The 25404-nt window shown below is 58.8% G+C and carries 24 protein-coding genes; 17 read left to right on the forward strand and 7 right to left on the reverse strand.

From position 1 onward, the window contains the following. Positions 1-10 precede the first annotated feature (10 nt). The 5 genes from purH (at position 11) to ACR0NW_RS20200 (ending at position 5373) form a co-directional block, all read left to right on the forward strand. A complete protein-coding gene (gene purH, locus ACR0NW_RS20180; RefSeq protein WP_480452402.1) occupies positions 11-1600 on the forward strand; it encodes a bifunctional phosphoribosylaminoimidazolecarboxamide formyltransferase/IMP cyclohydrolase in 1590 nt (529 codons plus the stop codon). Further along, positions 1600-2076 (forward strand): signal peptidase II, encoded by a 477-nt coding sequence (gene lspA, locus ACR0NW_RS20185; protein ID WP_480452404.1) that lies wholly within the window; start codon positions 1600-1602, stop codon positions 2074-2076. Before purH ends, lspA begins: the two co-directional genes overlap by 1 nt. Before the next feature lie 50 nt (positions 2077-2126). Next, entirely contained in the window at positions 2127-2645 is a 519-nt protein-coding gene (locus tag ACR0NW_RS20190; protein ID WP_480452405.1) for a DUF3035 domain-containing protein, read from the forward strand. An 80-nt stretch (positions 2646-2725) separates the two neighbouring features. Further along, positions 2726-4066 (forward strand): M16 family metallopeptidase, encoded by a 1341-nt coding sequence (locus ACR0NW_RS20195; RefSeq protein ID WP_170655884.1) that lies wholly within the window; start codon positions 2726-2728, stop codon positions 4064-4066. Continuing rightward, a complete protein-coding gene (locus ACR0NW_RS20200; RefSeq protein WP_480452407.1) occupies positions 4063-5373 on the forward strand; it encodes a M16 family metallopeptidase in 1311 nt (436 codons plus the stop codon). Before ACR0NW_RS20195 ends, ACR0NW_RS20200 begins: the two co-directional genes overlap by 4 nt. 21 nt (positions 5374-5394) lie before the next feature. Here the strand turns inward: ACR0NW_RS20200 and ACR0NW_RS20205 are convergent, their stop codons facing one another. Genes ACR0NW_RS20205 through deoC form a run of 3 tightly spaced genes read right to left on the reverse strand, consistent with a single transcriptional unit; the run spans position 5395 to position 9581 of the window. Beyond that, entirely contained in the window at positions 5395-6222 is an 828-nt protein-coding gene (locus ACR0NW_RS20205) for an SDR family oxidoreductase (RefSeq protein WP_480452408.1), read from the reverse strand. 24 nt (positions 6223-6246) lie between these two features. Continuing rightward, complete coding sequence (locus tag ACR0NW_RS20210; RefSeq protein ID WP_480452409.1) at positions 6247-8580, reverse strand: aldehyde dehydrogenase family protein; 2334 nt, start codon at positions 8578-8580, stop codon at positions 6247-6249. Positions 8581-8591: 11 nt separating this feature from the next. Beyond that, on the reverse strand, positions 8592-9581 hold the full coding sequence (gene deoC / locus ACR0NW_RS20215) for a deoxyribose-phosphate aldolase (protein ID WP_170655876.1): 990 nt from the start codon (positions 9579-9581) through the stop codon (positions 8592-8594). A 197-nt stretch (positions 9582-9778) separates the two neighbouring features. On the opposite strand from deoC, the gene ACR0NW_RS20220 reads away from it, so the two are divergent. The 6 genes from ACR0NW_RS20220 to ACR0NW_RS20245 all read left to right on the forward strand — a co-directional run bounded on the left by ACR0NW_RS20220 (position 9779) and on the right by ACR0NW_RS20245 (position 17125). Further along, complete coding sequence (locus ACR0NW_RS20220) at positions 9779-10732, forward strand: metal ABC transporter solute-binding protein, Zn/Mn family (RefSeq protein ID WP_480452411.1); 954 nt, start codon at positions 9779-9781, stop codon at positions 10730-10732. Between the two features lie 3 nt (positions 10733-10735). After that, entirely contained in the window at positions 10736-11539 is an 804-nt protein-coding gene (locus tag ACR0NW_RS20225; RefSeq protein ID WP_480452412.1) for a metal ABC transporter ATP-binding protein, read from the forward strand. Positions 11540-11542: 3 nt separating this feature from the next. Beyond that, positions 11543-12748, forward strand: a complete 1206-nt coding sequence (locus tag ACR0NW_RS20230; protein ID WP_170655870.1) for a metal ABC transporter permease — start codon at positions 11543-11545, stop codon at positions 12746-12748. Continuing rightward, positions 12745-13674, forward strand: coding sequence for a metal ABC transporter permease (locus ACR0NW_RS20235; protein WP_480452414.1), 930 nt, complete (start codon positions 12745-12747; stop codon positions 13672-13674). Before ACR0NW_RS20230 ends, ACR0NW_RS20235 begins: the two co-directional genes overlap by 4 nt. A gap of 295 nt (positions 13675-13969) precedes the next feature. Beyond that, entirely contained in the window at positions 13970-15835 is a 1866-nt protein-coding gene (gene mutL / locus ACR0NW_RS20240) for a DNA mismatch repair endonuclease MutL (RefSeq protein WP_480452416.1), read from the forward strand. 57 nt (positions 15836-15892) lie between these two features. After that, the gene (locus ACR0NW_RS20245; protein ID WP_480452417.1) at positions 15893-17125 is read left to right on the forward strand and encodes a DNA recombination protein RmuC; all 1233 of its coding nucleotides are present in this window, start codon (positions 15893-15895) and stop codon (positions 17123-17125) included. Positions 17126-17133: 8 nt separating this feature from the next. On the opposite strand, the gene ACR0NW_RS20250 is transcribed toward ACR0NW_RS20245, so the two are convergent. Next, entirely contained in the window at positions 17134-17784 is a 651-nt protein-coding gene (locus tag ACR0NW_RS20250) for a ChrR family anti-sigma-E factor (RefSeq protein ID WP_480452419.1), read from the reverse strand. Positions 17785-17794: 10 nt separating this feature from the next. Beyond that, positions 17795-18454 carry a sigma-70 family RNA polymerase sigma factor gene (locus ACR0NW_RS20255; protein ID WP_480452459.1) on the reverse strand — a complete coding sequence of 220 codons (660 nt, stop codon included), beginning with the start codon at positions 18452-18454 and terminating at the stop codon, positions 17795-17797. A 108-nt stretch (positions 18455-18562) separates the two neighbouring features. Here ACR0NW_RS20255 and ACR0NW_RS20260 point away from each other — a divergent pair, with 108 nt between their 5' ends. From ACR0NW_RS20260 to ACR0NW_RS20285, 6 genes are all read left to right on the forward strand, one after another. Continuing rightward, a complete protein-coding gene (locus tag ACR0NW_RS20260) occupies positions 18563-19861 on the forward strand; it encodes an NAD(P)/FAD-dependent oxidoreductase (RefSeq protein ID WP_480452420.1) in 1299 nt (432 codons plus the stop codon). Beyond that, complete coding sequence (locus tag ACR0NW_RS20265; RefSeq protein ID WP_480452422.1) at positions 19858-20616, forward strand: DUF1365 domain-containing protein; 759 nt, start codon at positions 19858-19860, stop codon at positions 20614-20616. The genes ACR0NW_RS20260 and ACR0NW_RS20265 overlap by 4 nt, the downstream gene beginning before the upstream one ends. 134 nt (positions 20617-20750) lie before the next feature. Continuing rightward, positions 20751-21068, forward strand: a complete 318-nt coding sequence (locus ACR0NW_RS20270; protein WP_170655855.1) for a DUF3775 domain-containing protein — start codon at positions 20751-20753, stop codon at positions 21066-21068. A gap of 94 nt (positions 21069-21162) precedes the next feature. Further along, the gene (locus ACR0NW_RS20275) at positions 21163-22257 is read left to right on the forward strand and encodes a tetratricopeptide repeat protein (RefSeq protein ID WP_480452424.1); all 1095 of its coding nucleotides are present in this window, start codon (positions 21163-21165) and stop codon (positions 22255-22257) included. A gap of 320 nt (positions 22258-22577) precedes the next feature. Continuing rightward, positions 22578-22805 carry a DUF1127 domain-containing protein gene (locus ACR0NW_RS20280; RefSeq protein ID WP_480452426.1) on the forward strand — a complete coding sequence of 76 codons (228 nt, stop codon included), beginning with the start codon at positions 22578-22580 and terminating at the stop codon, positions 22803-22805. A gap of 31 nt (positions 22806-22836) precedes the next feature. Next, positions 22837-23037 carry a DUF1127 domain-containing protein gene (locus ACR0NW_RS20285; RefSeq protein WP_480452427.1) on the forward strand — a complete coding sequence of 67 codons (201 nt, stop codon included), beginning with the start codon at positions 22837-22839 and terminating at the stop codon, positions 23035-23037. A gap of 165 nt (positions 23038-23202) precedes the next feature. On the opposite strand, the gene ACR0NW_RS20290 is transcribed toward ACR0NW_RS20285, so the two are convergent. After that, entirely contained in the window at positions 23203-24345 is a 1143-nt protein-coding gene (locus ACR0NW_RS20290) for a saccharopine dehydrogenase family protein (protein ID WP_480452428.1), read from the reverse strand. Next, positions 24342-25403, reverse strand: coding sequence for a saccharopine dehydrogenase (locus tag ACR0NW_RS20295; RefSeq protein ID WP_480452430.1), 1062 nt, complete (start codon positions 25401-25403; stop codon positions 24342-24344). The genes ACR0NW_RS20290 and ACR0NW_RS20295 overlap by 4 nt, the downstream gene beginning before the upstream one ends. Between the last annotated feature and the right edge of the window lies 1 nt (position 25404).

A 25404-nucleotide genomic window follows, 5' to 3' on the forward strand; every position in this document is an offset into this window, starting at 1 on the left:
CTTTGGACCCATGACCGATCTTCACCCCGTGCGCCGCGCGTTGCTTTCCGTTTCCGACAAGACCGGGCTGATCGAGCTGGGCAAGGCGCTGGCCGAGCGCGGGGTCGAGCTGCTGTCGACCGGCGGCACGGCCAAGGCGCTGCGCGAAGCGGGACTTGCCGTGAAGGACGTAAGCGAGGTCACCGGCTTTCCTGAAATGATGGATGGCCGGGTCAAGACGCTGCACCCGATGGTGCACGGTGGCCTGCTGGCCCTGCGGGACAACGACAGTCACGTGGCGGCGATGAATGAACACGGCATCGGTGCCATCGATCTGCTGGTGGTAAACCTCTATCCGTTCGAGGCGACCGTGGCCAAAGGGGCCGATTACGACACCTGCATTGAGAACATTGATATCGGCGGACCTGCGATGATCCGCGCGGCTTCGAAGAACCATGCCTTTGTTAATGTGGTGGTCGATGTTCAGGACTACGACGCGCTGCTGGCTGAACTGGCGGCCAATGATGGCCAGACCTCTTATGCGTTCCGTCAAACTCTGGCGCAGACGGCCTATGCCCGCACTGCCGCTTACGACGCGGCTGTTTCGAACTGGATGGCCGATGCGCTGGCCGCCGAGGCTCCGCGCCGTCGCGCCTTTGCGGGTGAGCTGAAACAGACCCTGCGCTATGGCGAGAATAGCCACCAGTCGGCGGCGTTTTACACCGATGGCACGGGTCGCCCCGGCGTTGCGACCGCCATTCAGCATCAGGGCAAGGAACTGAGCTACAACAACATCAACGACACCGACGCGGCCTTTGAACTGGTGGCCGAGTTCGACCCCGCCGACGGTGCTGCCTGTGCGATCATCAAACACGCCAACCCCTGTGGCGTGGCCAAAGGCGCGACTCTGCTTGAGGCATACAAAGCCGCGTTCGACTGTGACCGCACGTCGGCTTTTGGCGGCATCGTTGCGCTGAACCAGCCTCTGGACGCGGAAACCGCGCAGGAGATCACCGGCATCTTCACCGAGGTGGTGATCGCGCCTGGTGCGTCTGATGAGGCTAAGGCGATCTTTGCGGCCAAGAAAAACCTGCGCCTGCTGACGACCGAGGGCCTGCCCGACGTGACGGTGGGCGGCAAGACCGTGCGTCAGGTAGCGGGTGGCCTGCTGGTACAGGACAAGGATAACGGCTTTGTTGGCATGGATGATCTGAAGGTCGTCACCAAAAAGGCACCGACCGACGAGCAGATGCGCGATCTGCTGTTCGCGTGGAAAGTGGCGAAGCACGTCAAGTCCAACGCCATCGTCTATGTCAAAGACGGTGCGACCGTTGGCGTGGGTGCGGGTCAGATGAGTCGTGTCGATTCGGCCCTGATCGCGGCCAAAAAGGCCGAACGCATGGCAGACACGCTGGGCTTGCCGCAGCCGCTGACCATCGGCTCGGCCGTCGCTTCGGATGCGTTCTTCCCCTTTCCTGACGGTTTGATGGAAGCCGCCGAGGCAGGCGCGACCTGCGTGATCCAGCCGGGCGGTTCGATGCGTGATGACGAAGTGATAGTGGCGGCGGATGAGGCTGGTCTTGCGATGGTCTTTACCGGCATGCGGCACTTCCGACACTGATGCGTTACGGAATTCTCTTCTGGGCCGGGATGGCGGCGTTTCTGATCGACCAGATCAGCAAGTATCTGGTCGTGCATGTCATGCGCGTCGCCGACAAGCCCAACGGAATTGACGTGCTGCCGCCGTATCTGGTGTTTTTGTACGGCGAAAACCGCGGCATCAATTTCGGTCTGTTTCAGGGCAACGGTGACGCTGCGCGTTGGATTCTGATCGGAATTTCGGTCGTGGTCTGTGTGGCCGTACTCGTCTGGCTCGGACGGGGCACGCGTTCGACGGTCATGCTGTTGTGCGGGGGCCTTTTGATTGGCGGTGCGCTGGGCAATGTGATTGACCGTTTGTTGTACGGATATGTTCTGGATTTTCTGAACATGTCCTGCTGCGGTATCAACAATCCTTTTGTCTTCAATCTGGCGGATGTATTCATTTTTGCCGGGGCTATCGGTCTGGTTTTGTTTGACGGTAAAAAGGCCTCGTGACGCGCCGGATGAAATGCGATAAAAGCGCCTGAAACAGGCAGGAGATGACCATGCGGATGCCGCTGGCGACAATCATACTGACCGCTGCCGTAACGGTTGCGGGCTGTTCCAGCAAAGGGCTCAAGGATATCCGACCTCAGGGTGCGGGTCCGGATGAATTTGCGGTTCTGCCGGTGAAGCCGTTGACCGAACCCCAAGATTATTCCTTTCTTCCGGCCCCGACGCCGGGTGGGGCGAATCTGACAGATCCCAATCCGACCGAAGACGCTGTTGTTGCCTTGGGCGGAAACGCTGCGGCGCTGAATCCGGCGCGGGCCGTACCGTCAACGGATCAGGCCCTGGTGACGGCATCCAGTCGCTATGGCGTTCCGCCAAACACCCGTCAGGAACTGGCACAGGAAGATGCCGAGTTCCGCAAGCGTCAGTCGCGATTCACGCGTATCCGCCTGTTCCCGGTGGACCGGTACGAACAGGCTTATCGCAAGCAGTCGCTGGACCCCTACAAACAGACGGACGCATTGCGCAAGCAGGGGCTTGGCACACCGTCAGCCCCGCCATTTGGTGAATAATCCTTAACTTTTCGTCATCACTCTTGATCCCGCGCGTCCGCGCCGTAGGTTGACTGTTGAAACGAAACGGAGGACGCCGCATGGTCCGGGCTTTGGCATTGTCAGCCGCCCTGCTTACCGCTACTCCGCTTTTTGCCCTGGACGGGCAGGAAGCGGTGACAACCTTTACGCTGGACAACGGTATGGACGTCGTGGTGGTCGAAGATCACCGCGCACCGGTGGTGCAGCATATGGTCTGGTACCGGGCGGGTTCGGCGGATGAACCTGTAGGTTCGTCTGGTGTGGCACATTTTCTTGAGCATCTGCTGTTCAAAGGGACCGACACGCTGGCACCGGGTGAGTTTTCGGCCACCGTTGCGGCCAATGGGGGCAATGACAACGCGTTCACGTCTTATGACTACACCGCGTATTATCAACGTGTTGCTGCTGACCGTCTGGCACTGATGATGCGGATGGAGTCGGACAGGATGCGCAACATCCGCCTGACCGAAGGCGATATCGCAACGGAACGCGATGTGATTCTGGAAGAACGCAACCAGCGTACCGAAAACAATCCCCGCGCCCTGTTTGGCGAGCAGATGAATGCCGCGCAATATCTCAACCATCGCTATGGCGTGCCGATCATCGGCTGGAAACACGAGATGGAAGAGCTGGATATGGAGGATGCGTTATCCTTCTACCAGACCTATTATTCCCCCAATAATGCAATTCTCGTCGTTACCGGTGATGTCGACCCGCAAGAGGTAAAGGCGCTGGCCGAGGAATATTATGGCGTTATTCCTGCGAACCCTGATCTGCCAGAGCGTGTGCGATCGCAAGAGCCACCTCAGACGGCGGAACGGCGCCTGACCTATAAGGACCCGCGGGTCGCGCAGCCTTATGTACAGCGCAGCTATCTGGCGCCGGAACGGGACGCCGGCGAGCAGGAGAAGGCTGCCGCCTTGTTTCTTCTTGCGGAATTGCTGGGCGGCGGGACGACCTCATATCTGAATGAAAAGCTGCAATTCGATAATCAGACAGCGGTCTATACCGGGGCGTTCTATCGCGGTGTTTCGTTGGATGACACGACCTTTGATCTGATTATCGTTCCGGCCGAGGGCGTTTCCCTGCAAGAGGCCGAGGAGGCTATGGATCAGGCCGTAGCTGATTTCATAGCCGAAGGCGTAAGGCAGGAAGACCTTGACCGGATCAAGATGCAGCTGCGCGCGGCACAGGTTTATGCGCGCGACAACGTGGACGGCATCGGAAACCGGTACGGTCAGGCCCTGACCAGCGGGTTGACGGTTGAGGACGTTCAGGCTTGGCCCGAAATCCTGCAGGCCGTGACCGGAGAGGAAATTATCGCCGCCGCCCGCGAGGTGTTGCAGCCCGAAGGATCGGTCACAGGTTGGCTGATGCGTGATGACGAGGTGACCCAATGAAAACCTTCTTCACAACACTGATTGCGGTTTTTCTGGCGCTGCCTGCCTGGGCCGAGGTCGAGATTCAGGAAGTGACATCCCCCGGTGGTATCAAGGCTTGGCTGGTCGAAGAACACTCGATCCCATTCACCGCGCTGGAAATCCGCTTTCGCGGCGGTACCTCTCTGGATGATCCGGACAAGCGGGGCGGTGTCTATCTGATGAGCGGACTGATCGAGGAAGGCGCAGGCGACATGGATGCCCGGGCTTACACGCGCAAGCTTGAGTCATTGGCTGCCTCGTTCCAGTACAAGGCAACGGACGATTCGTTGGCGATTTCTGCGCAGTTTCTGACCGAGAACCGCGATGAAGTGGTCGATCTGCTGCGCACGACGATCCACGAGCCGCGCTTTGATCAGGATGCGGTCGACCGGGTGCGCGCTCAGGTCCTGTCGGGGCTGAAATCCGATGAAACTGACCCCAATGACATTGCCGGGCTGAATTTTGCCCGAATGGCTTATGGTGACCATCCCTATGCCTCGGACGGGAAGGGCACGATAGAAAGTGTTTCCGCACTGACCCGCGATGACATCGTTGAAGCGTATGACAGTGTCTTTGCCAAAGACCGGCTTTATGTCGGTGCGGTTGGCGACATTACTCCGGAAGAACTCGGTGCGTTGTTGGACAAGCTGCTGGCGGACCTGCCCGAGACCGGCAAGCCGATCCCCGGCAAGGCCGAGGTCAATATTCCGGGCGGTGTCAGCGTGGTCGAATTTGACACTCCACAGTCGGTCGCCCTGTTTTCTCAAAAAGGTATCGACCGCGACGATCCGGATTTCTTTGCGGCATATCTGCTGAATCACATCTTGGGTGGAGGCGGGTTTGAAAGCCGTCTGATGCAGGAGGTTCGGGAAAAGCGCGGGCTGACCTATGGGGTCTATTCCTATCTCGTGCCCAAGGATCTCGCCTCGGTCTATCTTGGTTCAGTGTCGTCAGCCAATGGACGGATTGCAGAGGCAATCGATGTCATCCGCAGCGAATGGGAACGCGCTGCCAGCGAGGGCGTGACAGAACAGGAACTGCAGGATGCCAAAACGTATCTGACCGGTGCCTATCCATTGCGGTTCGACGGCAACGGCCAGATCGCAGGGATTATGGTGGGGATGCAGATGCAGGGTCTGCCTATCGACTATATCGCGACTCGGAACGACAAGGTGAACGCGGTGACGCTGGAAGATGCAAACCGGGTCGCAAAGGAATTGCTGGACCCGGAGGGGCTGCATTTCACAGTTGTGGGCAAGCCAGAGGGGCTGGAAACAACCAACTGATTAGCGGGGGTTGAGCGTTGCTCAACCCCTTTTGCCTTTCATGCCGCGCAGCATCTCTCCCATCATCTGACCAAACCGGCCGGACCCGCGCTGATAAAGCGCCCCGTCAACAGCCAGTACCGTGCCACTGATATAGCTGGCCATATCCGACCCGAGGAACAGGCAGGCATTCGCGACATCATCCGTGGTACCCCAGCGCCCAAGGGGCACGTCCGCTCGAAACATCTGTTCGGCCTGTTCGGTTGGGGCCAGCCGTTTGGCCCCTTCGGTACCTTCGATGAAACCGGGAACGACCGAGTTCACGCGTATGCCTTCGATGCCCCATTCCATCGACAGCGTGCGGGTGATCTGATCGACACCTGCCTTAGCGGCGCAGACATGGGCCTGCCCCTCGTAAGGAAGATAGGATTGCGGGGCCGATATGTTGATGATGCAGGCGCCCGGACGCTTGAGGTAGGGGTAAGCCCCCTTCATCACGTGGATGGTTCCCATCAGGTCAATGTCGATCACGGTCTTGAACGCATTGACGGACATGTCCGCGGCCAAAGCCGGAAAGTTACCCGCGGCGCCCGAAACAAGGATGTCAATATCACCGAATGCATCGTGAAACTGCTTCAGACCCTCCGCCACAGCATCGGGGTCGCGCACGTCGAATGCTACACCGATTACTTCGGCTGCGCCTGCAGCGCTGAGTGCCGCGACAGTGTCGTCGACCTTCTCCTGAGAGCGGCTTGCGACGGCCACTCTGGCACCCGAGGCCGCAAAGGCCTCGGCAATGCCGCGGTTGATGCCACTGGTGCCGCCGATCACGATTACGGCCTTGCCCGCAAACTCGTCTGAAAAATTCATGTAGGCCTCCCTGAAGCGGGAGCCCTACTCTCCGTAGGGCACCCAGATGTTCTTGATTTCGGTCGCAGCCTGAAGGAAGCGTTTGCTGTGGTCCACGCCCCAGTCAAAGGACGTTGCGTTATTGACCCAGGTGCGTTTCAGGTTTCCGGCCGAGACAACCTCGATCTCTTTTGACAGATCGGTGGACGAGAACGACCAGACCGCATCGACATTCAGGTGCGAAGCCAGCGGTTTCGCCAGTTCCGCGTGGCTGCCGGTCAGGATGTTTACCACGCCCGCAGGAACGTCCGAGGTTTCGAGAATCTGGTAGAAGTCGGTCGCCGCCAGTGGGTAAGGCTCGGATGCTGCCAGAACCACCCGGTTGCCCATCGCGATTGCCGGAGCCATGGCCGAGACCAGACCCAGCAGAGGTGCCTCATCCGCGCAAAGTGCGCCGATTACACCCACTGGTTCCTTCATGGCGATGGCGACACCTCGGATCGGCACGCCATGCACCTGACCGTCATATTTGTCGGCCCAGGCGGCGGCGGTGAACAGGCGCTGGATCGAGGCTTCGACCTCTTTCGCGCCGTCCTTCTTGCCGGTCATGGCGTCGATGCGTGTGGCAAATTCATCGGCGCGGGCCGAGAGGTTTTCGCCGATGTAATAAAGGATCTGCGCCCGCAAGTGGCCGGTGGTCTTGGACCAGCCCTTGGCCCCCGCCGCAGCCTCAACCGCGTTGCGGACATCCTTGCGATTGGCAAGACCCACATGACCCAGCAGGCCGGATTTGCCCCAGACAGGTTTCGAGTAACCGCCATCAGGCCGCGCCTGCTTGCCGCCGACATACATCTTGGCGGTGCGGTCAATCGGGTCGATCGGTGCACCTTCGCCGGTGGCCGCTTCGACCTTTGACAGCGGCTTGGCCTTACCCTTGGGCTTGGTGTAGGCCGTCAGCCCTTCCCAGCCACCTTCACGGCCAAAGCCGCTTTCTCGCACGCCGCCGAATCCGGCAGCGGCGTCGAACAGGTTGGTGGCGTTCACCCAGACCACGCCCGCAACCAGCTTGGGCGCGATATCCAGCGCGAGGTTCACGTTTTCGGTCCAGACAGTCGCGGCCAGCCCGTAACGGGTGTTGTTAGCCAGCTCCACCGCCTCTTCAGGGGTGCGGAACGTGGACGAAACAAGTACCGGGCCAAAAATCTCTTCCTGCATCAACGGGTCCGAGGTCTCGAGGCCCGATATCAGGGTCGGCGGGTAATAGCAGCCATTTACGGGCAGTTCGCACGCCGCCTGATGCACGTGGCCGACCGTGTTGCTTTCGACCATACCCTTGATGGTCTGCAACTGGACCGGGTCCACAACTGCACCCACGTCGATGCATTTATCCAGCGGGTCTCCCACACGCAGCTTATCCATCCGCGCGCGCAGTTTTTCGTGGAACCGGTCGGCAATGCCTTCCTGAACCAGCAGGCGGGAGCCCGCACAGCAGACCTGACCCTGATTGAACCAGATCGCATCGACCAGACCTTCGATAGCTGAATCAATATCGGCGTCGTCAAAGACGATGTAGGCAGACTTGCCACCCAACTCCAGCGTCAGCTCTTTGCCCGAGCCAGCGGTTGCCTCGCGGATACGGCGGCCCACAATGGTCGAGCCGGTAAAGGCGATCTTGTCCACGTCCGAGGCTACGATCATCTCACCCACCGCACCGTCGCCAGTTACGATGTTGACCACGCCCTTGGGCAACCCGGCCTGCGAACAGATATCGGCAAACAGCAATGCGGTCAGCGAGGTGTACTCGGCCGGTTTCAGAACCACCGTGTTCCCCATCGCGATCGCCGGGGCAATCTTCCACGCCAGCATCAGCAGCGGGAAATTCCATGGCACGATCTGACCACAGACACCCAGTGCCTCAGCATCGGGCATTTCGCTTTCCATCAGTTGGGCCATGCCTGCGTGGTAATAGAAATGCCGCTGCACCAGGGGGATATCGATGTCGCGCGATTCCCGGATCGGTTTGCCGTTGTCGAGGCTTTCCAGCACTGCAAACAGCCGCGAGTGCTTCTGCAAGAGGCGCGCGATTGCATAAAGATACCGCGCGCGACCTGCGCCGCCCAGTTTTTCCCACTTCGGCTGGGCCTTGCGAGCTGCTGCAACGGCGGCATCCACATCGGCTTGCTTCGCCTGTGTCAGCTTAGCCAACACCTCTCCGGTCGCCGGATTGCGGCTGTCGAACCCTTTGCCGGGCTTGGTGAAGCTGCCGTCGATGTAATGGCCGAACTTATCGCCCTGATCGACCAACCAGGCCAGCGCCTCGGCGGCGCTTTCGGGGGCGGGGCCGTAATCCATGGTCTCAAAAATCTCTTTGACTGTCATTGTTCTTGTCCTCAGCCCATGGAGTGACGATAGCCAGCCGAGTAAGACCCGGTGACATAGTGTTCCAACTGTCGTTCGATATCGCCCAACAGTGACGACGCGCCAAAGCGGAACAGGTCCGGTTCCAGCCAGCGGTCGCCCAGTTCGTCCTTGATCAGCGACAGGTAGACAAGCGCGTCCTTGGCCTTGGAGATCCCACCCGCTGGCTTGTAGCCAACCCGATATCCGGTGCGATCATAGAAGTCGCGGATCGCCCTGATCATCACCAGTGACACTGGCAAAGTGGCGTTGACGCTTTCCTTGCCAGTCGAGGTCTTGATGAAATCGGCGCCCGCCATCATGCAGACCAGAGAGGCGCGCGCGACGTTGCGCAGGCTGCCCAGTTCCCCGGTGGCAAGGATGGCTTTGACATGTGCATCACCGCAGGCGACGCGGAACGCCTTCATCTCATCGTACAGGGCCTGCCAGTCGCCCGACAGCACATGGCGGCGCGAGATCACGATGTCGATTTCCTCGGCCCCGGCCTTTACGCTTTCCTCGATCTCGGCCACGCGCAGGTGAAATGGCGACAGGCCCGCCGGAAATCCGGTGGATACCGCGGCGACCGGAATACCGGTGCCCTTCAGCGCCTCGACGGCTGTTTCGATCATGTCGTGATAGACGCAGACGGCCCCGGTGGTGATCGGTGGCATGTCCAACGCCTGCAGAACCGACGACGCAACCGGTTGGCGCGCTTTGGCGCACAGGCGGCGTACGCGTCCCACCGTGTCATCGCCCGACAGGGTGGTCAGGTCGATCATGGTGATCGCCTTTAGCAGCCACGCCGCCTGATAATCTTTTTTCACTGACCGCCGACCGGGCAGGGTCGCTGCGCGGCGCTCGATCGCCGAGGTGTTGGCCTGCACGGCGCGCACCCAGTCCAGATCAAGGGCCATTCCGGGGTTTCTGGGCTCGGTCACTTGCGGCAGATGCGCGGTGCGTTCAAGGCTCTGCGTTTCCATCATCGCTTCCTTTGGGAGGTTTGCGCCAAAATCGCACGTGAGACACAGGAATGGAAGGTGCACCCGTTCCCAATGTGGGAAAATTTTGACCATTTGGACAAATTGAGCGTTTTTTTGCGAATAATTCGCAATAGCGTTGACTTAGTTGCGAATGGTTCGCATATTCATTCTCAAGAGATACCGAAAAGGGGTCGGAAATGATTCGTCGCAGCTTTATTGCAGCGCTTGCTTTTGCGGCTGCATTGCCACTGACGGCTTGGGCCGAGGCACCACTGAAAGTGGTCGCGACCACGGGCATGATCGCCGACGCCGCGCGTCAGGTCGGGGGTGATCAGGTCGAGGTCAAGGGCTTGATGGGGCCGGGCGTCGACCCGCATGCCTATCGCCAGACCCGCACCGATATCGTGGCGATGACCCGCGCCGATCTGGTTCTGTGGCATGGCCTGTATCTTGAGGCGCAGATGGAAGAGTTCTTTCACGACCTGGGGCGGAAGCGGAACGTTGTTGCGGTGGCCGAGGGCGTCGACAAATCCAAACTGCGCGCCCACGATGATTATGCAGACAAATACGATCCGCATGTATGGATGAGCCCGGTTTTGTGGCGTGATGTAGTTGTCGAAGTGCAAAAGGCCCTGACCGAGGCGCGGCCTGAGGCTGCGGATGCCTTCGCTGCCAATGCTGAACGGCATCTGGCCGATATCGACCGTCTGGTGGAATATGCAAATAGCGTATTGTCCGAGGTTCCCGAAGAAAACCGCGTTCTGGTTACGGCCCATGATGCCTTTGGGTATTTCGGGCAGGATTTCGGCTTCGAGGTGCTGGGTATTCAGGGAATATCAACACAGTCCGAGGCCGGGCTGAATCGCATCGGAGCTCTGGTCGACACTTTGGTTGATCGCAAGCTGACTGCGGTATTTGTGGAAAGCTCGGTCTCTGACCGCTCGATGCGGGCTCTGATCGAAGGCGCAGCTTCCAGAGGGCACAAGGTCGGTGTCGGTGGCGAATTGTTCTCGGACGCGATGGGTGAGCCGGGCACGTATGAAGGCACCTATCTTGGCATGCTGGATCACAATTTCACCGTGATTGCGGGTGCTCTAGGGGCCGACGTTCCTGCGCGGGGCATGGACAGCAAGCTTTCGGCGGGGTTTTGAGGAATGATTGAGCTTGCGGCCAGCGAAGGTACTGTCCTTTCCAAGGACGAACCGGGACACAGCCCGCTGTGTATTCGGGGGCTGACGGTGTCATATGGTCAAAAGCCTGCCGTGTTCTCGGTGGATATGACCGTACAGCCGGGGGCGATGACGGCGATCATCGGGCCGAACGGGGCTGGTAAATCCACAATGCTCAAGGCGGCGCTGGGGATCGTCAAACCGCTTTCGGGTCAGATCACAGTGTTTGGCAAGCCGCTGGATGAACAGCGACGTCAGATTGCCTATGTGCCACAGCGGGCAAGCGTTGACTGGGATTTCCCGACGCGCGTTCTGGATGTGGTCCTTATGGGGCTCAATCATGAATTGGGTTTGTTGGGGCGGGTTCGTGCGCGCCACGTGGCCAAGGCGATGGATTGCCTCAATCGGGTCGGCATGCACGATTTCGCGGGTCGGCAGATCGGACAATTGTCGGGCGGACAGCAACAGCGGGTCTTTCTGGCACGGGCGTTGGCGCAGGACGCCGATCTCTATCTTCTGGACGAGCCGTTTGCGGGTGTGGACGCGGCAACGGAAAAGGCGATCATCGCGGTTCTGAAATCGTTGAAACAGGCCGGCAAAACCGTCGTGGTGGTTCACCATGACCTTGCCACCGTGACCGACTATTTCGACCATGTATTTCTGATCAACACGCGTAAAGTTGCCGAAGGCGCGGTCGCCGATGCCTTTACAGCCGAAACTTTGCAAGCTGCTTATGGAGGGCGGTTGGCGACAGCGCAGATCGATCAGATTTCACGCGCCTTGGGATAATTCATGCTTTGGGATGCTCTGACTCTTCAGCTTGGCTATAACGCCACGCTGGTTGCCATTGGTGCGACATTGCTGGGTGTTTCTGCTGGCGTGACGGGCACATTTCTGTTCCTGCGCAAGCGCGCTTTGGTCAGCGATGCGATCAGCCATGCGACCTTACCAGGGGTTTGTATCGCCTTCATGGCCATGGTTGCCTTGGGCGCAGACGGGCGCAACCTGATCGGATTGCTCGCCGGGTCGGCCATCTCGGCCTGGGTAGGCCTGTTATGCATGAACTGGCTGACCAACCGCACGCGGCTGGCCGAAGATGCCGCCATCGGTGCGGTTCTGTCTGTATTCTTCGGGTTTGGTGTTGTCCTTCTGACAATTATCCAGACCATGGGGTCTGGTCGTCAGGCAGGGCTGGAGGGTTTCCTGCTGGGATCGACCGCAGGGATGCTATGGGCGGATGCGCTGATCATCGCGTTTGGCGGGGCGGCAACACTGGCGCTGGTCATGATCATTCGCCGCCCGATGATGCTGGTGGCGTTTGACCCGGAATACGCAGCGGCCCGCGGGCTGCCGGTCGGGCGCATCGATCTGGCCATGATGGGGCTTGTCATGGCGGTCACTGTCGTGGGTCTCAAGATCGTAGGGCTGATCCTGATCGTCGCCTTGCTGATCATTCCACCCGTGACGGCCCGGTTCTGGTCCGAGAGGTCGGATCGCGTGGTCTTGCTTAGTGGTCTTGCCGGTGGGCTGGCCGGGTATCTTGGTGCGGCGCTGTCGGCTTCGGCTCCGAATCTGCCAACGGGTCCGATCATCGTCCTTGTCAGCTTTGCCTTTTTCGCTCTGTCGTTGTTCTTTGCACCGGTGCGAGGGGTATTGGCCGCAGTCTTGCGCCACCTGCGATTCCAGCGCCGCGTCCACATGAGGCAGGGGCTTTTGGCATTGGCGCAAGGTCAGCAGATTTATGAACCACTGACCCTTCGCCTGCTGCGCCGCGCCGGTCTGGTGCGTGCCGATGGGGTTGTGACCGAGGCGGGCAAGGCACGCGCGGCCAAGGCTCTGCGCGACGAAAATCGCTGGGAAATCGTTCGCGCTGATCAGGCGCACGAAGCGGCAGCGGCGCTTTACGACGGGCTTCGCGATATCGAAACGGTGCTGACCCGTGATCAGATCGATGAAATCGACCGCCGGATCGGTGGCCCACAAGAGGTTCGGCCATGAGCGGTGAAGAATTTGTACCCCTTTCACTGACACCGCTTCTGATTGGCGTCTTCGCAGCCATCGCCTGCGCTTTGCCGGGGAATTTTCTGGTCTTGCGCAAACAGGCCCTGATCGGGGATGCCATCAGCCACGTGGTGCTGCCCGGCATCGTGGTCGCGTTTCTGCTGACCGGTGCCATTTCCACTTGGCCGATGATGCTGGGCGCTGCCGGGGCGGCCGTTCTGGCGGTCGTCCTGATCGAGGCGGTGCGCCGTCTGGGTCAGATCGAGCCAGGCGCCGCGATGGGTGTGGTGTTCACCACGATGTTCGCTGCAGGCGTTCTGCTGTTGGAGCAGACCGACACATCGACCGTGCATCTGGATGTAGAACACGCGCTTTACGGCAATCTTGAAAGCCTGATCTGGCTGGATGCAACCGGCTGGTCTTCACTGCTTGATCCCGAGGCACTGGCCGGTTTGCCAGCAGAATTGCCCCGAATGGCACTGGCGCTTGTGGGTGTCAGTCTTTTCACCTGGCTGTTCTGGCGCCCGCTCAAGATTTCCACCTTTGACGAGGGGTTCGCCCGCACGATCGGCATCCGGACCAATCTGCTGGGTATGGCACTGGTCGTGACCGCAGCAGTTGCGGCAGTTGCCGCCTTTGACGCTGTGGGTTCGATCATCGTTATTGCGATGTTCATTTGCCCACCGGCAGCTGCCCGGATGATGACCAATCGTCTGGAGGCACAGATAATCTGGAGTATCGGTCTCGCCGTTGCCTCTGCCGTTTCCGGATATGTGCTGGCCGGGTACGGTCCGATCTGGCTGGGTGGCGCCGAGGCCGTCAGCGCAGCCGGTATGATCGCAACCATGTCGGGCCTGATACTCGCATTGGCGGCAATTTTCGGGCCATGCCGGACCCGCGCAGGGGCGCCAATTCAGTCTTGACTTGGCGCTTTCCTGCCAGTGTCTTTTGCGGCACATCGGCTGAACATCGCTCAAATTACACATCGCTTGCGCTCTGGCTGATTTGGAAACACGTCTATGCTACGTGTTGCGGCATAACCAATTGGATGACCACCACTCACCAACGTTCGTCCGGCCAGTCCAGCACGCGGATACCAACCGATCAGGTTGGCCCACGGGATTAGCCGGACGAAACGATTCTAGTGCATCTTTCTGACCTGTTCATGCCAATCAAACCGGTGGCAGAATCGTAGCTGGCCATGCTAGGTATTGAGGTATGGCGCAGGCAAACCCCAATATCCGCGAAGATCGTCCGGTCATTCGCCAACTCGACGAGACCGCGATCAACCGCATTGCAGCGGGTGAAGTGGTTGAACGCCCGGCTTCTGCCGTCAAGGAGCTGGTAGAAAACGCCATCGATGCCGGAGCGTCCCGAATTTCCATAGACATTTCCGGCGGTGGCAAGACGCTTATTCGTGTCACTGACGACGGCTGCGGCATCGCGCCTGACGACTTGCCGCTGGCGCTTGCCCGTCATGCGACGTCAAAGATCGACGGGTCGGATTTGTTGAACATCCATACATTCGGGTTCCGGGGTGAGGCGCTGCCCTCGCTTGGCGCAGTGGGGCGTTTGACGATCACAAGCCGTGTCCCCGGAGGTGAGGCGGCAATGATCCACGTCTCCGGTGGTAAAATCGAACCGGTGAAACCCGCAGCTCTGCGGGCGGGTACGATTGTCGAACTGCGCGATCTGTTCTTTGCCACGCCGGCGCGGCTCAAGTTCATGCGAACGGACCGGGCCGAGTCACAGGCCATAACCGATACCGTCAAGAGACTGGCAATGTCGGAACCGTCGATCACGTTCACCCTGCGCGATGTTTCGGGCGGGGGTGAGGGACGGGTGGTATTCCGTGCTGACAGGGAAAACGGAGACCTGTTTGACGCGCTTCACGCCCGACTGGCGCGGATACTTGGCCGAGAGTTCGCCGAGAATGCCCTGAGGATCGATGCCACGCGGGAAGACGTTCGGCTTTTCGGGTATGCGGCGCTTCCGACCTATTCGCGGGGCGCGGCTGTTGCGCAGTACCTGTTTGTCAACGGGCGGCCCGTGCGGGACAAGATGTTGACCGGGGCGTTGCGGGCGGCCTATTTCGACTTCCTCAGCCGTGACCGGCACCCGGCGGCGGCCCTGTTTATCGACTGCGATCCCATGCTGGTCGATGTGAATGTGCACCCGGCAAAATCCGAGGTGCGGTTTCGCGACCCGGGTGTCGCACGAGGCCTGATCGTTTCTGCCTTGCGGCACGCATTGGTGGATGCGGGCCATCGTGCGTCTACCACGGTTGCTGGGGCGACACTGGGGGCGATGCGACCTGAGCCGGACAAAGCCGAACCCGCACGTGTGTATCAGATGGACCGCCCGTCGCAGGCGGCGCGTCGGGCAGCGTTTCAGGCACAGTCCCCGGGTTTTGCCGAAATCGCGCGGGACTATAGCGGCAGTGTTGTTGAACCCGAGGTGCGGCAAGAGCCCGAGGTGCAAGATTCTCCTCAGCCTGCCGAGCACCTGCCGCTTGGCGCGGCCCGTGGGCAGGTGCATGAAAATTACATCATTGCGCAAACCGCGGATGGCATGGTGATCGTTGATCAGCACGCGGCGCATGAGCGGCTGGTCTATGAAAAGCTCAAACGCCAGATGGCGGATAACGGCGTTGCGGCACAGGCGCTTCTGATCCCCGAGATTGTGGAGCTGTCAGAGGGTGACTGCGCGCGCCTGATGGAAGTTGCCAGCGATTTGACCGGTCTGGGCCTGACCATCGAGCCGTTTGGGGGCGGTGCGGTAGCGGTGCGTGAAACCCCGGCAATTCTGGGCGAAGTTGATGCGGCTGCGATGATTCACGACATTCTGGACGAATTGTCTGATCAGGGTGAAAGCCAGACTGTGCAGGCCCGCATCGAAGCGATCCTCAGTCGGGTGGCCTGCCATGGCTCGGTCAGATCAGGACGCCGGATGCGCGCCGAAGAGATGAACGCCTTGCTGCGCGAGATGGAGGCGACGCCTCACTCCGGGCAGTGTAACCACGGGCGGCCGACATATGTGGAACTGAAGTTGAGCGATATCGAGCGGCTGTTCGGGCGCAGTTGATCCCGCGGTGCCCAAGGGGTATACGGAAAGAAACAAAACAAGAACACGTGGATTGAGATGATTGAGATTGCAGGCACACAATATTTTCTGAGCGATCCGATCGTTCTGGCTGGTCTGGTCGGGGCGGGACTGATGATTTTGGTGTTGTTCCTGCTGTTTCTGTCGTTGCGCGCGGCAAACCGGTCCGCGCGGATGGCAGCGCCGCTGTCGCAGCAACTCGCCCATCTGGGTCAGCATGTTCAGCAATTGGGGCAGGGGCAAGAGCAGCTGCGCGGCGGTTTGCAACATGTCTCGGACACTCAGGCCAACGCGCAGGTACAGGTAATCCAGACGGTCGAGGCGCGCCTGTCCTCAGTACAGCAGCAGATGAACGACCGGCTTGCCGACAATGCGATGAAATCCGCCCGCGCTCTGGCCGAGATGCAGGAACGGATGAAGGAAACCCTGCATGGGTCGTCGAAACAGACCGCGACTTCGTTGACGCAACTGCAGGAGCGGCTGGCAACCATCGACAAGGCGCAGGACAACATTACCAAATTGTCGGGTGATGTTCTGTCGCTGCAGGATATCTTGTCGAACAAGCAGACGCGCGGCGCGTTTGGCGAAATTCAGTTGAACGACATCGTGTCCAAGGCGCTGCCATCTGACAGCTATTCGCTGCAGGCGACGTTGTCGAACGGCAAGCGGGCGGATTGTCTGATCCACCTGCCAAACCCTCCGGGTCCAATCGTGATCGACAGCAAGTTTCCACTGGAGGCGTATGAGGCCCTGATCGGCGCCACGAATGACATGGAGCTGAAATCAGCGGTCCAGATGTTCCGCAGTACTGTGCGCAAGCACATCACCGACATTTCCGAGAAATATATCCTTGATGGTGAAACCGCTGATGGGGCGTTGCTGTTTCTGCCGTCCGAAGCGGTCTATGCCGAATTGCATGCGAAGTTCCCCGAACTGGTGCAGGAGAGTTTTGCCAAACGCGTCTGGATCGTATCCCCGACCACCTGCATGGCGACGCTGAACACCATGCGTGCGATCCTGAAAGACGCGCGGATGCGCGAGCAGGCCGGGGCAATTCGCAAGGAACTGGGCCTGCTGCACAAGGACGTCGAACGTCTGGGGGATCGGGTGGCCAATCTGGACCGTCACTTTGGTCAGGCAGCCAAGGATATCTCGGAGATCAAGATCAGCGCTGAAAAGGCAGGCCGCAGGGCGCAGAGGCTGGACAATTTTGACTTCGAGGAACTGGCCCCGGACGAGGCCGCAAATGTGGTCCCGTTGAGCAAGACCTAGCAGCGCATTCAGATCCGAAGGAAAGGTTGCACCAGCCGCGGTATCAGGCTGTTGAACTTCAACGGCGCGTCGGTGACTGCAAGGCAGATGCAATCTTCTGAAATGTCGGCCACCGGCGTGTGCTCCAATTCCTGATCGGCGATTTCCACGTCGCCACGGGCGAAATGATCAACCTCATCTGAAAAAGCACCCTGCAGGACCATCGTCAACTCGATGCCGCGATGGCCATGATCCGGCACCGCAGCCCCGGCAGGGATGAACAAAAGCCGGGCCGAGGCATCTTTCGACGTTGGCAAAATGGATTGCTTTACGCCCATGCCAATTGATTTCCAGCGGATATCGCCGACTCTGCCGCCCACGTAATCCTGAAGTGGGGCAGGCAACACGTCACAAGTTGCCTGGGTTGGCTTTGGCTGTGGCGGACCTTTGTCAATCAGCGCCAGAGTGGCGGCAAGCGCATCGTTGCTCAGGCTTTCTGTGGCGTTCTGTTCTTCCAGCACGCAGCCTCCGACGGCATCAAAGCTTTCAACACGGGCGCGGCAATGGTCACACAGGGATACATGCGTCGCCACCATCAGGTTGAACGCTTCGGGCAAGGCGCCGGCTGCATAGGCCATCAGTAAATCGTCTGTAAGGTGGTGTTTGATATTTTCGTTCATCATCTTGTACTCAACTCATCGCGTGGCGCAGGCGATCCAGCGCCAACCTGATCCGGGATTTGATCGTGCCCAGCGGCAAACCCGTCTGGGCGGCAATTTCGCGATGGCTCAGATCGCCGAAATAGGCCTTTTCGATCAGCTCCCTTTGTGCGTCCGGCAGGCCCTTCATGGCACTGCGCAACTGCACGGTTTCCTGTTGCAGCGATATCACTGCTTCCTGTTCCGGTTCAGCCTCGGGCCCCCAGTACAAATCCTCGGGTTCGGGGCGGCGTTGTTTTCGCAACGCGTCAATTCTTTTGTTGCGCGCGATGGTAAAGACCCATGTGGCCACAGACGCGCGCGCGGGATCAAAAAGATGGGCCTTGTGCCACAAGGTTGCCATAACCTCCTGCGCGCACTCTTCGGCCAGTGCCGCATCTGATCCCGAGCGGATCAGAAACGCTTTGACCCGCGGGGCGAAATGGCGAAACAGCTCAGCAAAGGCCGCCTTGTCCTGCGCGTCTCGAATGCGCAGAACATGAACCACCCATTCGCCTTGCGTGTCCTTATTGTTACTTCTTTTGTTCACCAAAGCCTTGCCGGTCTGTTTCGGTCTGTGTTCACATCGAAAACACCCGGCCTCAACTTCGGCCGGCTGGATCTCATCTGCGGGGTCCATCTCGGTAAACATAAACCTAATACGCACGATCTCCCAAACCGGATCAGTTAGTTCGGTAAAAAAAGTCATCCGGATTTCATTCATCTGCGTAATTGTTGGTAAAGATAGTCGGAGAACGGAATGACATTTGACCAGATGTCCGGGGCGCCACGAAGAATCGCAGTCATTGGCGGCGGTATTTCCGGGATGGGTGCTGCAAACCTCTTGGCGGACACCAATCAGGTGACCCTGTTTGAAGCCGCGCCAAGACTTGGTGGCCATGCCCGCACCAAAGTGGCGGGAAAACGGGGCGATCAGCCCGTTGATACCGGGTTTATCGTGTTCAACAAGGCGACTTACCCAAATCTTGTTCGGTTGTTCGATCGCCTGGACGTTCCGATTGTCGAAAGCAATATGAGCTTTGGTGTCTCCGCGCGGGGCGGGGCCGTGGAATATTCACTGTCCAGCGCGAATGCCCTGTTCGCGCAGCGCCGCAATCTGGTCCAGCCGCGATTTTTACGTATGTTGCGGGATTTGTTTCTGTTCAACAGCCGAGCCGTCGATTTCATTGACGACCGATCAATAACAGTACGCGAACTGCTGGAGCATCTGGGAACCGGAGAGTGGTTTCGCTCATATTACCTGGAGCCGTTTTCAGGTGCGATCTGGTCAACCCCCAAGGAGAAAATCCTGGATTTCCCCGCACATGCGATGATCAGGTTTTTCGACAATCATCTATTGCTGGAGGCCCGTCAGGATCATCAGTGGTACACGGTGAAGGGCGGTTCGATCGAGTATGTGAGGCGCATGGAAACCGTGTTGCGGGAAAAGCAGGTCGATCTTCGGCTGGGGGCGGCAATCGACGGCGTCCGCAGGATGGCCGACGGACCTCAGGTGAAGGCGCAAGGGGGCGAGTGGGAGCGGTTCGACCTGATCGTATTTGCAACGCATTCCGATGACACGCTTTCGCTTCTTTCTGATCCGACGCCTCAGGAAAGCGCGGCCCTTGGCGCAATCCGATATCAGCCCAATGATGTGGTTTTGCATGCGGATCCGTCCGTGATGCCGCGCCGTCGCAGATGTTGGGCCAGTTGGGTGCATACCGAGGATGCCCACCCCGATTCCACCCGCGTCGATATCACCTACTGGATGAACTCGCTGCAACCGATCCCGGATGACGATCCGATGTTCGTAACCCTCAACTCGCGCCGCCGCATTCGGGAAGACCTGATTTACGACGAGGCCGTGTTCCGCCATCCGGTTTTTGATCTTGCGGCCCTGAATGCGCAGGACGAGATCAGGCAGTTCAATGGGGCGAATTCAACGTGGTTTTGCGGTGCGTGGATGCGGCACGGTTTTCACGAGGACGGGTTGGCCAGCGCGGTTGATGTTGCCGAAGGGATCAATCGCTCCGACGCGGCACGGATGGCAGCGGAATGAGCAGTGTCGATCATATCGCTGCCCATACCTATCACGGGCGGAAGGGGACGATTGAAAACGGATTTCGCTATTCGGTGGATTACGTATTGCTTGACCCCGAGCTTGACCAAAGCACGCCTATGTTGTTCTCGCGCAATCGGGTAAATCTGACCGGCGTCCGCGATCGTGACCATGGTGGCCCGCCCGGAATGGGGCGCGGGGCCATGTGGGTACGCGACAGGTTTGCAGAATTTCAGTTGCCACAGCCTAAGCGGTTGTCGTTGCTGACCCAGCCGCGTGTTCTGGGCCATGTTTTCAATCCCGTCAGCTTCTGGTTCTGCTTTGATGAGGCAGGCACGTTCTATGCGGTGGTGGTTGAGGTCACGAACACGTACGGCACCCGCCACAGCTATGTCTGCCACAAACCTGACCTGTCCCGGATTGCGCCTTCGGATCGACTGACCGCGCAGAAGCAGTTGCACGTATCCCCGTTTCAGCCGCGGACGGGTGGATATACGTTCCGTTTTGACTACCGGGAGGATCGCGTTGGTGTTTGGATCGACTACGGGCGCGATAAGGGCGGATTAATTGCCACTCTCGCTGGGCGTCGTCGTCCACTGACCAACAAAACGATCCTATGGTCTATGCTGAGACGCCCCTTGGGCGCACGCCGCGTTTTGGGGTTGATCCATTGGCAGGCGTTCAGACTGTGGCTGAAGGGTGCTGGTTTCCGGCGGCCACCAGTCCCGCGCAAACCGGATGTGAGCCGGGGATGACCCCGATCGGGATCGGGTTGCACCACTTGCCGGTAACTCTGCGAACGATCACCGTTTGTTTGCGTAAGATCAAAGACGGGCGCTGCCCGGGATGATTGTGATAAGCTCGAACAGCGGACAGAGGAGTTTGGAGAATGCTGGAAATCTCGGCAAGAAAGGTTGCTCAGGTCGCCATGATGGGGCGCGAACTGGACCGGGCCGAAGGCGAATTGCGCGCATTCGTAGATCGCATGAGCGAGGATGAGCAGGCTGAATTGGTTGCGATCATGTGGATTGGTCGCGAAAGCTTTTTCGCCGAAGATCTGGCCGAGGCCATCGCCACGGCGAGGTCCGAGGCCTCGACCCCCTGCGCCGACTATCTGATCGGAACACCACACCTGTCGGACCATCTGGAAAACGGGTTGGATGCACTGGGTATATCAGCCGAGGATGTCGAAAACGATCTGATGTAATCAGATCACCCAAACAGATTGCACGGATTATTCCGATGGACAGCTGTAAGCCAAAGTGCGAACCCTGCGAGAGTTCTTACTTCTGGTTGTTTTCATGGGCTCAAATCAACTTTCAGGCGGCGATACCCAAATTAGATTTCTGACCCGAGCGGTGGCCGTTCTTGTGGCCGCCGCCTCGTTGGGCTGGGTGTATTTGCAGCAGCAGCGCACCGCAGAATTTTATGCCGTGTTTGATATCTGCAAAATCCCCGGCCCCGACTCGCATGCGGCCATCGCGGCCTGCGATGATGTCATTGCACAATGGCCTCTCAACGATGAAGATCTGGCTTTGATGTATCGAAACCGAAGCCGGGCCTATATTGCGCTCAAAGACTGGCCGAACGCATTGAGGGACGCCGAAGCCGGCACCCGGATTGACCCCGCGGGTCATGCATCCTGGTCGTTGAAGGGTTTTGTTCTGGCAAATCTGAAAGACTACACCGCTGCTCTGGAAGCCACGGACCGCGCGTTGGAAGCGTCGCCGAAAGATGACTACGCCCAGAAACAAAAGGCAAAGTTGCTTCGGATCATGAAACGGTTTGATGAGATGGCCGTGTACATGAGCGATCTTGCTGCAATCCAGCCCGAGAAACTTTGGGTTTTGAAATACTTGGGGTTTGCCCAACTTCAAATCAAAGAGAACCGTTTGGCGGCACTGACATATCGCAAGTTGCTCAGGCGCAAACCAAAGGATACGTATTTTCGCGAGATGTTTCTGTTGGCATGCAGGTATGCCGGACCGGAATGTCCGCCCCTTTTTCCTGAAAAGCGCGCAAGCTACCCGCAACTAAGCTGCGGCGATGCAATTGACGAGTGGGGCGGGCAGCATTCGAGAGCTGTTGACACAGAGTTGTCTGCTACAGGAATTGCAACGCTAAGAGAGTATTTCGAAGAGGCCGGTCTGCGCGCCAAAGTCATTTTCCGCGCGTACTATTTCGCCACGGCGGCTGGTTTTGAACAAGGCGATCCCCAAGCTTATGCACAAACTCTGATTTTGGAAGACCGGATATTCAACTGTGCTCTGGGTGGTGAATTCCATTTTCTGGACGGACAGTCAGAATCCGAGGAAAGTAGATTCCAAAAGGAACACCTGTTTGGCCCTGAATTGCGTCGAAATTTGGTGGATCTGGCCTACACGCATGTGAACTGACGGCCCCTCCAAATTTGGTCTGTGAGGCGTCGTAACAGGCGGTGCTGCGACAGATGATCCACGATCTGCATATGCCTCGCCAGCTTGTCGACTTCGCCCATCCAACGGACACCAATTTCCGCTCAAAGACGCATGAACCTCCGCCGGGATCGTCGGTGCAGGCTTTGAGCGGTTTGATCCCAAATGCCGTCAAGCAACAGCCATAACTTCAGCTTATTTTACTAAACAAACTTTAATCTTCTGTTCCAACAAGGTTAACACGCCGACCCTTTATCTGAAATCAGAGCAACACAACGTTCAGAAATTGGATGGAGTTTCAAATGCAACACGCATCAGCAATCCAAAATCAGACCGGTGTTTTCGCAGGTTTGTATTCCGACTATGTCGAAGCCAATGTCGAACATTTTCGCCGCCGGATTTTTTCAAGAACCGTGCGCGAACTCGAAAATCTCAGCGATGAGCAATTGCAGGACATTGGCCTGCCGCGTGATCAGATAAAACGGCGTGCCTACGACAGTGTTTATCATCACCAGCCGCTTCGGCAGTAACGCAAGGTATCAGTTTTCAAGGAGGAACACGATGTTTGACGTGGACGGTTTCAAAGATTCCAATGCGTCTGCCAGCACTCTGTTGCTGTTTGATCAGGCAATGAAAATTCAGGCGATCAAAGGGGAAATAGTTGGTGCGGCGCACGAACTGAATCGCCTGTCGGATAGCGAGCTCTCTGAACTTGGTATCAATCGAAGTGATATCGAGGATACGATTGCACGATACATCTGAACTCTGCAGTGAAAGCAATCGATGTCTGTCTGACAAGGGAAAGCGGATTGCTGAAGTTGCGATCCCAGAAGCCACTCCGAAAACGGCGGAGTGGCTTCCGTAAAATCAGGCGTCAGTTCAGCAGATTGCCCTGGCGGGTCATTCAGGGTCGGGCAACTGACCCTTTTACGCCAGATGATCCACAACCTGCAGATGCTGCGCCAGCTTGTCGATCTCTCCCATCCAGCCCGAAACCAGTTTGGGATCGCTCGGCGCTGCATGAACGCCCGCCGGAATGGCACGGTTCAGAACCGCCTCAACCGCCAGTGAAACCGGGATCGACACCAGACGCGCCATAGCGGTACCGCGTTCATCGCCCCAGGCATCCATGACATAGGTCTTGTGCCAGACCTCTTGCCCGTCTTTCTCGGCCTTCAGCCCGACGCATAGAACAACGCGATCCGGCTCGCCCTCGTCATAGGCGTTCTCGGCCCAGAACTGATCGGACATCTCCTTGAGCCGCGCATCGCCTTCGGGGCCCGAGAGTGTCTCGATTTCCTCGAACACATCCGACCACGCGTCGGCCCAGCCGTTCAGGCGCAGGGTGCCGCGGACAAACTCTTTGACCGGCCAATGGTCTTCGAAATGGTACTGGTCCTTGAACGGGATCGAGTCGCGGTTCGGATAAACCTCGAAACTTTCCGGTGTCGGCAGGGGCGCGATATAGCTGCTGATCGCATCCCATGGCCGCGCTACGTCCAGAGGCGCGTAATCGCGGATGGACCGCGATGGAGACCGGAGCGCTTTCAACACGCCCAGCGGCGACCAGCTGAACTTGTACCGGAACGGGTTGGGGTTCTTGGGAATGCCGCCGCAATACGAGATGAAGCTCAGATGGTTTTGGGCGTCAAACGCAGTTGAGGCACGGTAGTCGTCCACCAGTGCGTGGGCCATCAGGTGGTCGATGCCCGGGTCCAGGCCGACCTCGTTGACCAGCGCCACACCGGCCTCGCGTGCCTTGTCATCCAGCGCCCGCATTTCAGGCGCGATATAGGAAGAGGAAACGAAATTCGCCCCTTTCGAGATCGCAAGCTCGGCCAGCGGCACGTGCCAATCGCCCGGCAGCATCGACACGATAACGTCGCCCTTTTGCAGAACCCCGGCCAGAGCGTCGATATCGAAAGCGCGGATATCATTCGTCAGATCACCAACTTCTTCCTTTGCTTTCTCGACGGTCCGGTTCCAGACGATGACGGGCTGCCCGGCCTCGATAAGGCGTCGCAGTCCGGGAATGGCCGACAGGCCGGTACCACACCAGTGAATGGTCATCGGTCAGTTCCTTCTTCCATATGAGTTTTGAATGTCTCTTTGGCCCGCTCCCAGACTCCACTGTCGATCTCGGTCAGTCGCAGCAGCGAAGGCAGCAGCTGTGCGGCATAATCCTCGGAGCTTTCGACCGGCAGCATGGACGGCAGGTTGTCGATGGCGATGACGTCGAGCACCGGGTCGGTGGCGACGCGCAGGGCCGGTTTTTCCCAAGAGGTAGCCCGGTCATAGACGGGTATCGGATTGTAGTCGCTGTCCGGATCGCAGGCCACGTCACCGATCGCGGTCAGTTTCCGGGGTGCGTTCAGCGCCTCGCGCGGGACGAAAACGGGCGTTCCCGGGCGGGCAAAGATGCAGTTCAGGAATACATCGTGTTCAAGAATTTCGGGGAAGGGTCCGCCATTTGCGGTTTCGTCCATGTCCCATTTGGTGACCTCGACGCCCATGACCTCGCACAGATCCGCCGCACCTGTTCCGACACGGCCAAGGGCACCGATGACGATGGCGCGGGGGCGCGGTCCTGCGACGTCAAGCTCGGCCGACAGTTCAGCGTTGAGCGTATCCTTGCTGGGGTAAACACCGACTGGAGGGCACTGCTCCCCCCTTTGCTGCGCCGCCCATGTCTTGAGTGTGACTGCAGCGCCTGCATACCCGGCCCAATATCCAAAGGCGGCCACGCGGCGGCCGGTTGTATCAACCAGATACTCAAGGTCATACAATGTGCCGCTACCGGTTCTGAACCGCTCGAGCAAGGCGCGGCCTGAGTGCTGACCCTTGAAGGCGTGCCCGAACATGATGTGGCTGTGCGGCAGCGGGGTGCCATCCTCGGGTAGTTCCTTGAGGCCGAATATGATGGCGTTCAGCGGGGCCTGTGGCCAGCTGTTCTCGGCCGCAATTTCGCAACCCGCATTGGCATATCCTTCAATCGGAATTGCGCGGGATGAGCTTTCTTCGACAGTCACGCGGATACCGGCCGAGATAAGTTGTTCGGCCCCGAAAGGCGTCAGGCCGACCCGGTCCTCGTTCGGGCGTTGCTCTGCCCGGACCCAGAGATGTGTCATA

Source organism: Ruegeria sp. CF5 (assembly GCF_056537325.1).

What these genes read in the sequence shown, in the direction of transcription:
- purH (WP_480452402.1), top strand. Translation starts at nt 11, where the DNA reads ATGACCGATCTTCACCCCGTGCGCCGCGCGTTGCTTTCCGTTTCCGAC.
- lspA (WP_480452404.1), top strand. Translation starts at nt 1,600, where the DNA reads ATGCGTTACGGAATTCTCTTCTGGGCCGGGATGGCGGCGTTTCTGATC.
- ACR0NW_RS20190 (WP_480452405.1), top strand. Translation starts at nt 2,127, where the DNA reads ATGCGGATGCCGCTGGCGACAATCATACTGACCGCTGCCGTAACGGTT.
- ACR0NW_RS20195 (WP_170655884.1), top strand. Translation starts at nt 2,726, where the DNA reads ATGGTCCGGGCTTTGGCATTGTCAGCCGCCCTGCTTACCGCTACTCCG.
- ACR0NW_RS20200 (WP_480452407.1), top strand. Translation starts at nt 4,063, where the DNA reads ATGAAAACCTTCTTCACAACACTGATTGCGGTTTTTCTGGCGCTGCCT.
- ACR0NW_RS20205 (WP_480452408.1), bottom strand. Translation starts at nt 6,222, where the DNA reads ATGAATTTTTCAGACGAGTTTGCGGGCAAGGCCGTAATCGTGATCGGC.
- ACR0NW_RS20210 (WP_480452409.1), bottom strand. Translation starts at nt 8,580, where the DNA reads ATGACAGTCAAAGAGATTTTTGAGACCATGGATTACGGCCCCGCCCCC.
- deoC (WP_170655876.1), bottom strand. Translation starts at nt 9,581, where the DNA reads ATGGAAACGCAGAGCCTTGAACGCACCGCGCATCTGCCGCAAGTGACC.
- ACR0NW_RS20220 (WP_480452411.1), top strand. Translation starts at nt 9,779, where the DNA reads ATGATTCGTCGCAGCTTTATTGCAGCGCTTGCTTTTGCGGCTGCATTG.
- ACR0NW_RS20225 (WP_480452412.1), top strand. Translation starts at nt 10,736, where the DNA reads ATGATTGAGCTTGCGGCCAGCGAAGGTACTGTCCTTTCCAAGGACGAA.
- ACR0NW_RS20230 (WP_170655870.1), top strand. Translation starts at nt 11,543, where the DNA reads ATGCTTTGGGATGCTCTGACTCTTCAGCTTGGCTATAACGCCACGCTG.
- ACR0NW_RS20235 (WP_480452414.1), top strand. Translation starts at nt 12,745, where the DNA reads ATGAGCGGTGAAGAATTTGTACCCCTTTCACTGACACCGCTTCTGATT.
- mutL (WP_480452416.1), top strand. Translation starts at nt 13,970, where the DNA reads ATGGCGCAGGCAAACCCCAATATCCGCGAAGATCGTCCGGTCATTCGC.
- ACR0NW_RS20245 (WP_480452417.1), top strand. Translation starts at nt 15,893, where the DNA reads ATGATTGAGATTGCAGGCACACAATATTTTCTGAGCGATCCGATCGTT.
- ACR0NW_RS20250 (WP_480452419.1), bottom strand. Translation starts at nt 17,784, where the DNA reads ATGAACGAAAATATCAAACACCACCTTACAGACGATTTACTGATGGCC.
- ACR0NW_RS20255 (WP_480452459.1), bottom strand. Translation starts at nt 18,454, where the DNA reads ATGTTTACCGAGATGGACCCCGCAGATGAGATCCAGCCGGCCGAAGTT.
- ACR0NW_RS20260 (WP_480452420.1), top strand. Translation starts at nt 18,563, where the DNA reads ATGACATTTGACCAGATGTCCGGGGCGCCACGAAGAATCGCAGTCATT.
- ACR0NW_RS20265 (WP_480452422.1), top strand. Translation starts at nt 19,858, where the DNA reads ATGAGCAGTGTCGATCATATCGCTGCCCATACCTATCACGGGCGGAAG.
- ACR0NW_RS20270 (WP_170655855.1), top strand. Translation starts at nt 20,751, where the DNA reads ATGCTGGAAATCTCGGCAAGAAAGGTTGCTCAGGTCGCCATGATGGGG.
- ACR0NW_RS20275 (WP_480452424.1), top strand. Translation starts at nt 21,163, where the DNA reads ATGGGCTCAAATCAACTTTCAGGCGGCGATACCCAAATTAGATTTCTG.
- ACR0NW_RS20280 (WP_480452426.1), top strand. Translation starts at nt 22,578, where the DNA reads ATGCAACACGCATCAGCAATCCAAAATCAGACCGGTGTTTTCGCAGGT.
- ACR0NW_RS20285 (WP_480452427.1), top strand. Translation starts at nt 22,837, where the DNA reads ATGTTTGACGTGGACGGTTTCAAAGATTCCAATGCGTCTGCCAGCACT.
- ACR0NW_RS20290 (WP_480452428.1), bottom strand. Translation starts at nt 24,345, where the DNA reads ATGACCATTCACTGGTGTGGTACCGGCCTGTCGGCCATTCCCGGACTG.
- ACR0NW_RS20295 (WP_480452430.1), bottom strand. Translation starts at nt 25,403, where the DNA reads ATGACACATCTCTGGGTCCGGGCAGAGCAACGCCCGAACGAGGACCGG.